Raw genomic sequence first — 9,671 nt, 5'->3', positions numbered from 1 at the left:
CTTCATTCAGCACCAGTCGTGAACGGTCAATAGTTAATGCAGCGCCAGCCGGGAGCGCCAGTAATAATATAAATATACCGGAAAAGCACACAGGAATTAATTTCATTACATCACCACTTATATGATGCAAATTTAAAATAAAATTGCACCGACTTTTACGCCTGAAAATTTAGAAATAACGCTTTGGGTAATTTATATAACAGACGGGTAAAGACTGGATAATTGTTTATACCGATCGATAATAAAACTCACAATAGCTAAAAACTATCACACAGCAAATATTGATCGTTAATTCCTATTGAAACTATTGATTTTTTTGGGGAAAAAAATTTTCTTAAGGAGGGTCATGGGATATTTTCCGGAATTTTTCAAGAAAATTCCCTTTTCTTTATCCTGGATAAAAACAAATTTCGCGAAGAATATACCCAGGAATATTCAACAAGGCCATTCCTGAATATATTTAATTTCGATAATAGTCGAACTAATTTCCCGCGTGGGGTACGGCATTGCTGCAAATATCTCAGGAGAAAACCTAAGTTTAAAAATTAGGATAATGTGAAACAGGTATGTAACACGTCTTTTTACTGGAGATAAAAGGCCGAAAAATCTGGTTGACGCCGGAACTGAATATTGTCAGCATCCCGCACAAGTGTGCCATTCAACCATTCAACGACATCGGCTTATCGCCCCCCGGCGGTAAACCAAACAATTTGCGTACCCAGTTCAGAAATGCGCCATACGGGCGCCCCAGCAGGAGCATCATCAAGGCTGCGCCGAGAGTGCCGCGCAGCAGGCCGCTTCCCGTGGCGCCGCAGAAAGCAATGATCATTGCATATACAGGCACCTGAAAACTAACCAGTGCGACACTATCCCATAGCAATCTGGAAATCCGACTCTCACTGGCGCGCTTCATCACCCAATCACGCCATATGCCGTACGGTCTCGCTACCGGCACCATCAGGGCCGCCCCCAGAAGGCGGGCATGAAACACTTGTTCCCACGTCATGCCGGCAATCATGCGTTCATTAATGATACCGGTTGTAGTGAAAAACAGGATCAACGCAACCGTGTCTGCAAAAAATGCTGTCCGACGCTTCGTGTGCTGCGGGCTTTGAGGCAAATTGCATTTCCTGTGTGGCGTGGCTGTAAAATGACGTTTCACTACAAGGGTAGCATTGGATGCCCCCTGGCACAGAAGCAACCTTCAGACCAGGCGGCACGGACTCGCATTGCAATGCTATCAGCGCCAGGCCAGAGCCGCTTTACATTGTGCCGATCTCCCCTTTCCCGAGCGATGTTCTATTCACTTTATGCTATACCTGCTTTGTCGCAGGCGCGTTGTTAACTCCCGGCGGCCTCCCTCCCTGCGGGCCAGATTCACTCCAGCGGCATAGTCAGCGGATCGGGATACTGATATTCAAATCCCAGTTCGTTGCAAATCCGGCTGCCGTCAATGATTTTTCCTTTCCGGCCGCCGGGTGCATCGCTGAACACCGGTTCGGGCAGCCCCAGCGAACGGGACATCTGCGGGTAAAACTGCGCTTTGGTCGGGTGCCCCGGGGCGCATAAGTTATATAAATGCCCGCCCTTCGGCGCCTGCAACAACAGAGAAATAGCCGCCACCACATCTTCCAGATGCACCAGATTCACGCCGTGATTGCCGCCGGAGGCCTTTTTGCCGGCAAAGAACCGCCCCGGATGGCGGTTGGGCCCCACCAGACCCGCCAGGCGCACAATATCCACCGACGTCCCCGGCAGATCGTGCAGCCAGTGCTCCAGCGCCACCAGCACCCGCCCGCACTGGCTCTGCGGACGCAGCGGGGAGTGCTCTTTCATCATCCCGCCCTCTTCCCCGTATACCGAAGTCGAACTGGTAAACACAATCCGCGGAATATGGTGCGCCAGCGCGCTGTCGACAATTTCCTGTACCGCCTGCAGATAAAAATTGTCCCCCTCCCCGCTGCGCCGGGCCGGCAACGTAATCACCAGCGCATCCACATTCAGTAGCGCATCCAGATCGTCGCTATCGCAGACCAGTTCCGGCTGCAGTTGCAGCAGATAACTCTCAACGCCGCACATCCTCGCCGCTTCCACCCCGTCCAGGGTTGTTTTACTGCCGGTAACCTGCCAGCCGCGCGCCATCAGCGCCAGCGCCAACGGCATTCCTAACCATCCCGTCCCGACAATCGCGACCTTTTTCATGCTTTTCTCCTTTCCTGAAAAGAGCGCATTCCAGGAATTTTGCTGATCTCCGGATTAAGGCTACGCCAGCCGGCGGAAACTGACAATTGATACTGAAAATAACACCTTCAGGAATAATCAAAAAAAGACCTTGCCTTGGTGGCCGTATCTGGTTTACGGTAAACACCAGCCAATGAATAGTCATTCATCAGAGAATTTTATGAACAGCATTCAGATTAACCGCCACCACCATCACCATCATCCTGACTAGTCTTTCAGGCGATGTGTGCTGGAAGACGAAAAGATCTTCCAGTGGCGTAAGAATGCTAAAGAGAGCCCCCGGAAGATCGCTTCCGGGGGCTTTTTTATTATCGGTTTCAGACAGGAATTAAAAGGTAAGCACCATGACAGACAACTCTCGTTTACGCATAGCTATTCAAAAATCCGGGCGCCTGAGCGACGATTCACGCGAATTACTGGCCCGCTGCGGCATCAAAATTAATCTTCACACCCAGCGGCTGATCGCCATGGCGGAAAACATGCCGATCGATATCCTGCGCGTGCGCGATGACGATATCCCAGGCCTGGTGATGGACGGCGTGGTGGATCTGGGCATCATCGGTGAGAATGTGCTGGAAGAAGAGTTGCTGAACCGCCGCGCCCAGGGAGAAGATCCCCGCTACTTCACCCTGCGCCGCCTCGATTTCGGCGGTTGTCGCCTGTCGCTGGCCACCCCGGTCGACGAACCCTGGGATGGCCCGGCCGGGCTGAGCAATAAACGCATCGCCACCTCTTACCCACACCTGCTGAAACGCTATCTCGACCAGAAAGGTATCTCATTCAAATCCTGCCTGCTGAACGGCTCCGTGGAAGTCGCCCCCCGCGCCGGACTGGCGGACGCCATTTGCGATCTGGTGTCCACCGGCGCCACCCTGGAAGCCAACGGCCTGCGCGAAGTGGAAGTGATTTACCGCTCCAAAGCCTGCCTGATCCAGCGCGACGGCGAGATGCCGGATGCCAGGCAGCAACTCATCGATAAGCTAATGACGCGCATTCAGGGGGTGATTCAGGCCCGCGAATCCAAATACATTATGCTGCACGCCCCGAGCGACCGTCTGGAAGAAGTGGTGGCGCTGCTTCCGGGGGCTGAACGTCCCACCATTCTGCCGCTGGCCGGCGATCGTCAGCGCGTGGCAATGCACATGGTGAGCAGCGAAACCCTGTTCTGGGAAACCATGGAAAAACTCAAAGCGCTGGGCGCCAGCTCGATCCTGGTTCTGCCAATCGAAAAAATGATGGAGTAAGACCATGTCGACGTTTAATACCATCATCAACTGGAATGACAGCAGCGCGCAGCAACAGCGCGAGCTACTGATGCGGCCAGCGATTTCGGCATCGGACAGCATTACCCGCACCGTCAGCGAAATTCTGGATAACGTTAAACGCAATGGCGACGCCGCCCTGCGCGAGTACAGCGCCCGCTTTGATAAAACGGACGTCGCCAGCCTGAAGGTCTGTGCGGAAGACATCGACGCCGCCGTGGCGCGCCTCGACGAATCGGTAAAAGCCGCCATGGCTGTGGCGGTGGCCAATATCGACACTTTCCACCGCGCCCAACAACTGGCGCCGGTAGACATCGAAACCCAGCCAGGGGTGCGCTGCCAGCAGGTTACCCGCCCGGTGGATTCAGTGGGTCTGTATATCCCCGGCGGCTCCGCGCCGCTGTTCTCCACGGTGCTGATGCTGGCAACCCCGGCGCGCATCGCCGGCTGCCGTAAGGTGGTGCTGTGCTCGCCGCCGCCCATCGCCGATGAAATCCTCTACGCCGCTCGCCTGTGCGGAGTGCAGGAGGTCTTCCAGGTCGGCGGCGCTCAGGCCATCGCCGCGCTGGCCTTTGGCACTGACACCATTCCGTCAGTGGATAAAATCTTCGGGCCGGGCAACGCTTTCGTTACCGAAGCCAAACGCCAGGTCAGCCAGCGCCTTGACGGCGCCGCCATCGACATGCCCGCCGGCCCCTCAGAAGTCCTGGTGATCGCCGACAGCGGCGCCAACCCGGCGTTTGTCGCCTCCGATCTACTCTCTCAGGCCGAACACGGTCCGGACTCCCAGGTGATCCTGTTAACCCCGGATGCGCGTATGGCCGCCGACGTGGCCCAGGCCGTTGAACAGCAACTGGCCGTTCTGCCGCGCGCCGATACCGCCCGCCAGGCGCTGGCCGCCAGCCGGCTGATCGTGGCGCGCGACCTGGCGCAGTGCGTGGAAATCTCCAACCAGTATGGGCCGGAGCATCTGATTATCCAGACCCGCAACGCCCGGGAACTGGTGGATGGCATTACCAGCGCCGGTTCGGTCTTTTTAGGCGACTGGTCGCCGGAATCCGCCGGCGATTACGCTTCCGGCACCAACCACGTGCTGCCAACCTACGGCTATACCGCGACCTGCTCAAGTCTCGGACTGGCGGATTTCCAGAAGCGTATGACGGTGCAGGAGCTGTCCGCCAGCGGGTTTGCCGCTCTGGCCCGTACCATTGAAACCCTCGCCGCCGCCGAGCAGCTCACCGCCCACAAGAACGCGGTCACACTGCGCCTTGCCGCCCTTAAGGAGATGGAATGAACATTGAAGAACTGGCCCGCGCCAATGTCCGCGCCCTGACGCCCTATCAATCCGCCCGTCGCCTCGGCGGTAACGGTGATGTGTGGCTCAATGCCAACGAATTTCCCACGGCGGTGGCGTTTCAGCTCACCCAGCAGACCCTGAACCGCTACCCGGAGTGCCAGCCGAAGGCGGTTATTGAAAATTATGCCGCTTACGCCGGCGTTAAGCCGGAGCAGGTACTGGTCAGCCGCGGCGCCGACGAAGGCATCGAACTGGTGATCCGCGCCTTCTGCGAGCCGGGTCAGGACGCGGTGCTCTACTGCCCGCCAACCTACGGCATGTACAGCGTCAGCGCTGAAACCATCGGCGTCGAATGCCGTACCGTTCAGGCCCGGGAAGACTGGCAACTGGATCTGCCGGCCATCGCCGCAAACCTTGACGGGGTTAAAGCGGTCTTTGTGTGCAGCCCGAACAATCCCACCGGCCAGTTGATTAACCGCGAAGATCTGCGCGCTCTGCTGGAGATGACCCGCGGTAAAGCCATCGTGGTGGCCGATGAAGCCTATATCGAATTTTGCCCGCAGGCCACGCTGGCTGGCTGGCTGGGCGATTACCCGCACCTGGTGGTACTGCGCACGCTGTCGAAAGCCTTTGCCCTCGCCGGGCTGCGCTGCGGCTTTACCCTCGCCAGCGCCGAGGTGATCGACCTGTTGCTGAAAGTTATCGCGCCATATCCGCTTTCCACGCCGGTCGCGGATATCGCCGCCCAGGCCCTCTCTCCGGCCGGTATCGCCGCGATGCGCGAGCGGGTGGCGCTGATTGTCGAAAACCGCGCCCGGCTGATGCAGGATCTCCGGCAGTTACCCTGTGTGGAACAGGTCTTCACCAGCGAAACCAACTATGTGCTGGCGCGTATCACCGCCTCCAGCGCAGTCTTTAAATCGCTGTGGGATCAGGGCATTATTTTACGTGACCAGAATAAGCAACCTTCCCTGAGCGGCTGTCTGCGCATTACTGTAGGCACCCGCGAAGAGTGTCAGCGCGTACTGGATGCGCTGCGGGAACAACCCGGCCTGTCGGCCACGGAGACCCAATGAGCCAGAAGTATCTCTTTATTGACCGTGACGGGACCTTAATTGCTGAACCTCCCGTCGATTTCCAGGTGGACCGCCTGGACAAGCTGGCCCTTGAGCCCGACGTGATCCCGGTGCTGTTAAAACTGCAAAAAGCCGGCTTCCGGCTGGTGATGATCACCAACCAGGATGGGCTGGGCACCGACAGTTTCCCGCAGGCCGATTTTGACGCGCCCCATAGCCTGATGATGCAGATTTTCAGCTCGCAGGGGATTGTCTTCGATGAGGTGCTGATATGCCCGCACTTTGGAAAAGACGGCTGCAACTGCCGGAAGCCGAAAACCGCGCTGGTCTCCCGCTACCTGGAAGACGGCATGATGGACAAGGCCCACAGCTTTGTCATCGGCGACCGGGCTACGGATATCACCCTCGCGGAGAATATGGGCATCGGCGGTCTGCGCTACCAGCGTGAGACCCTCAACTGGTCGGCGATCGGCGAACAGTTGACCCGCCGCGATCGCTACGCGCACGTAGAGCGCAACACCAGAGAAACCCAGATCGATGTCCAGGTCTGGCTGGATCGCGAAGGCGGCAGCAAAATCCATACCGGTATCGGTTTTTTTGACCACATGCTGGATCAGATAGCCACCCACGGCGGCCTGCGTATGGCTATCGATGTGAAGGGCGATCTGTATATCGACGATCACCATACCGTGGAAGATACCGGTCTGGCGCTCGGGGAAGCGCTGAAACTGGCGCTCGGCGACAAGCGCGGCATTACCCGCTTCGGCTTTGTTTTGCCGATGGACGAATGCCTGGCGCGCTGCGCGCTGGATATCTCCGGCCGTCCGCACCTCGAATACAAAGCAGACTTCAACTATCAGCGGGTCGGCGATCTGAGTACCGAAATGGTGGAACATTTCTTCCGCTCCCTGTCCTATACCATGGGCGTGACGCTGCACCTGAAGACCAAAGGCAAAAACGACCATCACCGGGTCGAAAGCCTGTTTAAAGCCTTCGGGCGTACGCTGCGCCAGGCGATCCGCGTGGAAGGCGATACCCTTCCCTCCTCCAAAGGGGTGCTGTAATGAGCGTCGTGATACTTGATACCGGCTGCGCCAATCTCTCTTCGGTCAAGTGGGCGGTGGAACGCCTCGGCTGGCAGCCGCAGGTCAGCCGCGATCCGGACGTGGTGCTACAGGCGGCGAAACTGTTTCTTCCCGGCGTTGGTACCGCCCAGGCGGCGATGGATCAACTGCGCGAACGCGATCTGATCGAACTTATCAAAGCCTGTACCCAGCCGGTACTGGGGATCTGCCTGGGAATGCAGTTGCTGGGCAGCCGCAGCGCGGAAAATACCGGGGTGGAAACGCTCGGTATCATTGATCAGGAGGTGCCGCATATGACCGACTTCGGTCTGCCGCTGCCGCATATGGGCTGGAACCAGGTGTACCACAAAGCCGGGAACCGCCTGTTCAGCGGCATTGATGACGGCGCTTATTTTTATTTCGTCCACAGCTACGCGATGCCGGTTAACCCGTGGACCATCGCCCGCTGCGACTATGGCGAGCCGTTCAGCGCCGCGGTGCAGAAAGATAACTTTTACGGCGTACAGTTCCACCCGGAACGCTCCGGCGCCGCCGGGGCTCAGTTGCTGAAAAATTTCCTGGAGATGTGATGATTATTCCGGCTCTTGATTTGATTGATGGCAAGGTGGTGCGCCTCCATCAGGGGGACTACGGCCAGCAGCGCGACTATGGCAGCGACCCGCTGCCGCGGCTGCAGGACTATGAGGCCCAGGGCGCGCAGGTATTACATCTGGTGGATCTGACCGGGGCGAAAGATCCGGCGCGTCGCCAGATCCCGCTGCTCAAAAAACTGCTTGCCGGGGTCAGCGTACCGGTGCAGGTCGGCGGCGGCGTACGCAGCGAACAGGATGTCGCCGCGCTGCTGGAAGCCGGCGCCAGCCGGGTGGTGGTGGGCTCCACCGCCGTTAAAGACCCGGAGCAGGTAAAAGGCTGGTTCCGCCGTTTCGGGGCCGATGCGCTGGTGCTGGCGCTGGATGTACGCATTGATGCGCAGGGTACCCGCCACGTGGCGATCAGCGGCTGGCAGGAAAACTCCGGCGTCACCCTGGAGACAATGCTGGAAACCTATCTGCCGGTGGGCCTGAAGCACGTGCTGTGCACCGATATTTCCCGGGACGGCACCCTGGAGGGTTCGAACGTCAGCCTGTATCGCGATGTCTGCCCGCGCTATCCGCAGGTGGCGTTTCAGTCTTCCGGCGGCATCGGCGATCTTCAGGATATCGCGGCGCTGCGCGGCAGCGGCGTCCAGGGGGTGATTGTCGGGCGCGCGCTGCTGGAAGGTAAATTTACCGTGAAGGAGGCCATCGCATGCTGGCAAAACGGATAATTCCCTGTCTCGACGTTCGCGATGGTCAGGTGGTGAAAGGGGTACAGTTCCGCAACCATGAAATCATCGGCGACATCGTGCCGCTGGCGAAGCGCTATGCCGAAGAAGGGGCCGATGAACTGGTGTTTTACGATATTACCGCCTCCAGCGATGGCCGGGTGGTGGACAAAAGCTGGGTATCGCGGGTCGCTGAGGTGATCGATATTCCGTTCTGTGTCGCGGGTGGTATTAAATCCGCCGACGACGCCGCGCAGATCCTCACTTTCGGCGCCGATAAGATCTCGATTAACTCCCCGGCGCTGGCCGATCCGACGCTGATTACCCGCCTCGCAGAGCGCTTTGGGGTACAGTGCATTGTGGTGGGGATTGATACCTGGTTTGATGAGCAGACCGGTAAGTATCACGTCAATCAGTATACCGGCGATGAGAGCCGTACCCGGGTGACGCAGTGGGAAACCCTCGACTGGGTGCAGGAAGTGCAGAAACGCGGCGCCGGGGAGATCGTGCTCAACATGATGAACCAGGACGGCGTGCGCAACGGCTACGATCTGGCGCAGTTGCAGAAGGTGCGTGAAGTCTGCCATGTACCGCTGATCGCTTCCGGCGGCGCCGGGACCATGGAACACTTCCTTGAAGCGTTCCGCGACGCCGATGTCGATGGCGCGCTGGCGGCGTCGGTATTCCATAAGCAAATCATTAATATTGGCGAACTGAAGCGTTATCTGGCGCAACAGGGTGTGGAGATTCGAGTGTGTTAACTGAACAACAACGTGGACAGCTGGACTGGCAGAAAACCGACGGCCTGCTGCCGGCTATCGTCCAGCATGCGGTATCCGGCGAAGTACTGATGCTCGGCTATATGAACCCGGCGGCGCTGGATGAAACCCTGGCGTCCGGCAAGGTGACCTTTTATTCGCGCAGCAAACAGCGCCTGTGGACCAAAGGGGAAAGCTCCGGCCATTTCCTCAATGTGGCGAGCATCACCCCGGACTGTGATAACGATACCCTGCTGGTGCTGGCCCGCCCGGTCGGCCCGACCTGCCACCTCGGCACGTCCAGCTGTTTCGGCGATGCGCATCACGAGGCGCTGTTCCTGTACCAACTGGAGGAACTGCTGGCGGCGCGTAAAACGGCGGATCCGGCCAGTTCCTATACGGCAAAGCTGTACGCCAGCGGCACCAAACGCATCGCCCAGAAAGTGGGTGAAGAAGGCGTTGAAACCGCATTAGCCGCTACGGTTCACGATAGCGAAGAGCTGAAAAATGAAGCCTCTGACCTGGTGTACCACCTGCTGGTGCTGCTGCAGGACCAGGGGCTGAGCCTGCAGGATGTGATTAATAACCTGAAAAGCCGCCATAAGTAGCTTTCTTCAGGCGAAAAAAATGCCGGCCCCAGGGCCGGCAT

10 protein-coding genes and 1 other annotated feature are annotated in these 9,671 nt (G+C 58.1%); of the genes, 8 read left to right on the top strand and 2 right to left on the bottom strand.

All coding sequences use genetic code 11. From position 1 onward, the window contains the following. Positions 1 to 658 precede the first annotated feature (658 nt). Both alaE and AQ981_RS23425 read right to left on the bottom strand, forming a co-directional pair. Entirely contained in the window at positions 659 to 1,120 is a 462-nt protein-coding gene (gene alaE / locus AQ981_RS23430) for an L-alanine exporter AlaE (RefSeq protein WP_058914181.1), read from the bottom strand. Between the two features lie 257 nt (positions 1,121 to 1,377). Continuing rightward, positions 1,378 to 2,202: an SDR family oxidoreductase gene (locus AQ981_RS23425; protein WP_058914180.1), complete on the bottom strand. Its 825-nt coding sequence runs from the start codon at positions 2,200 to 2,202 to the stop codon at positions 1,378 to 1,380. 225 nt (positions 2,203 to 2,427) lie between these two features. Next, positions 2,428 to 2,550: a sequence feature (His leader region), on the top strand. A 35-nt stretch (positions 2,551 to 2,585) separates the two neighbouring features. On the opposite strand from AQ981_RS23425, the gene hisG reads away from it, so the two are divergent. The 8 genes from hisG to hisIE are packed head-to-tail and all read left to right on the top strand — an operon-like array spanning position 2,586 to position 9,630. Next, positions 2,586 to 3,485 carry an ATP phosphoribosyltransferase gene (gene hisG / locus AQ981_RS23420; protein WP_058914179.1) on the top strand — a complete coding sequence of 300 codons (900 nt, stop codon included), beginning with the start codon at positions 2,586 to 2,588 and terminating at the stop codon, positions 3,483 to 3,485. A gap of 4 nt (positions 3,486 to 3,489) precedes the next feature. Beyond that, positions 3,490 to 4,797 carry a histidinol dehydrogenase gene (hisD, locus tag AQ981_RS23415; protein ID WP_058914178.1) on the top strand — a complete coding sequence of 436 codons (1,308 nt, stop codon included), beginning with the start codon at positions 3,490 to 3,492 and terminating at the stop codon, positions 4,795 to 4,797. Further along, positions 4,794 to 5,876 (top strand): histidinol-phosphate transaminase, encoded by a 1,083-nt coding sequence (hisC, locus tag AQ981_RS23410; RefSeq protein ID WP_058914177.1) that lies wholly within the window; start codon positions 4,794 to 4,796, stop codon positions 5,874 to 5,876. The genes hisD and hisC overlap by 4 nt, the downstream gene beginning before the upstream one ends. Next, complete coding sequence (hisB, locus tag AQ981_RS23405; RefSeq protein WP_058914176.1) at positions 5,873 to 6,940, top strand: bifunctional histidinol-phosphatase/imidazoleglycerol-phosphate dehydratase HisB; 1,068 nt, start codon at positions 5,873 to 5,875, stop codon at positions 6,938 to 6,940. The genes hisC and hisB overlap by 4 nt, the downstream gene beginning before the upstream one ends. Beyond that, entirely contained in the window at positions 6,940 to 7,530 is a 591-nt protein-coding gene (gene hisH / locus AQ981_RS23400) for an imidazole glycerol phosphate synthase subunit HisH (RefSeq protein WP_058914175.1), read from the top strand. Before hisB ends, hisH begins: the two co-directional genes overlap by 1 nt. Beyond that, positions 7,530 to 8,267, top strand: coding sequence for a 1-(5-phosphoribosyl)-5-[(5-phosphoribosylamino)methylideneamino]imidazole-4-carboxamide isomerase (gene hisA, locus AQ981_RS23395; RefSeq protein ID WP_058914174.1), 738 nt, complete (start codon positions 7,530 to 7,532; stop codon positions 8,265 to 8,267). Before hisH ends, hisA begins: the two co-directional genes overlap by 1 nt. Next, entirely contained in the window at positions 8,249 to 9,025 is a 777-nt protein-coding gene (gene hisF / locus AQ981_RS23390; RefSeq protein ID WP_058914173.1) for an imidazole glycerol phosphate synthase subunit HisF, read from the top strand. Before hisA ends, hisF begins: the two co-directional genes overlap by 19 nt. Beyond that, positions 9,019 to 9,630, top strand: a complete 612-nt coding sequence (gene hisIE, locus AQ981_RS23385; protein WP_058914172.1) for a bifunctional phosphoribosyl-AMP cyclohydrolase/phosphoribosyl-ATP diphosphatase HisIE — start codon at positions 9,019 to 9,021, stop codon at positions 9,628 to 9,630. Before hisF ends, hisIE begins: the two co-directional genes overlap by 7 nt. The last annotated feature ends 41 nt before the right edge of the window (positions 9,631 to 9,671 follow it).

The sequence above is a fragment of the Entomohabitans teleogrylli genome, assembly GCF_001484765.1.
Taxonomy (GTDB): Bacteria; Pseudomonadota; Gammaproteobacteria; order Enterobacterales; family Enterobacteriaceae; genus Entomohabitans; species Entomohabitans teleogrylli.
Note: the sequence above shows the minus strand (reverse complement) of the source record. Positions and strands in the feature narration are given on the sequence as shown.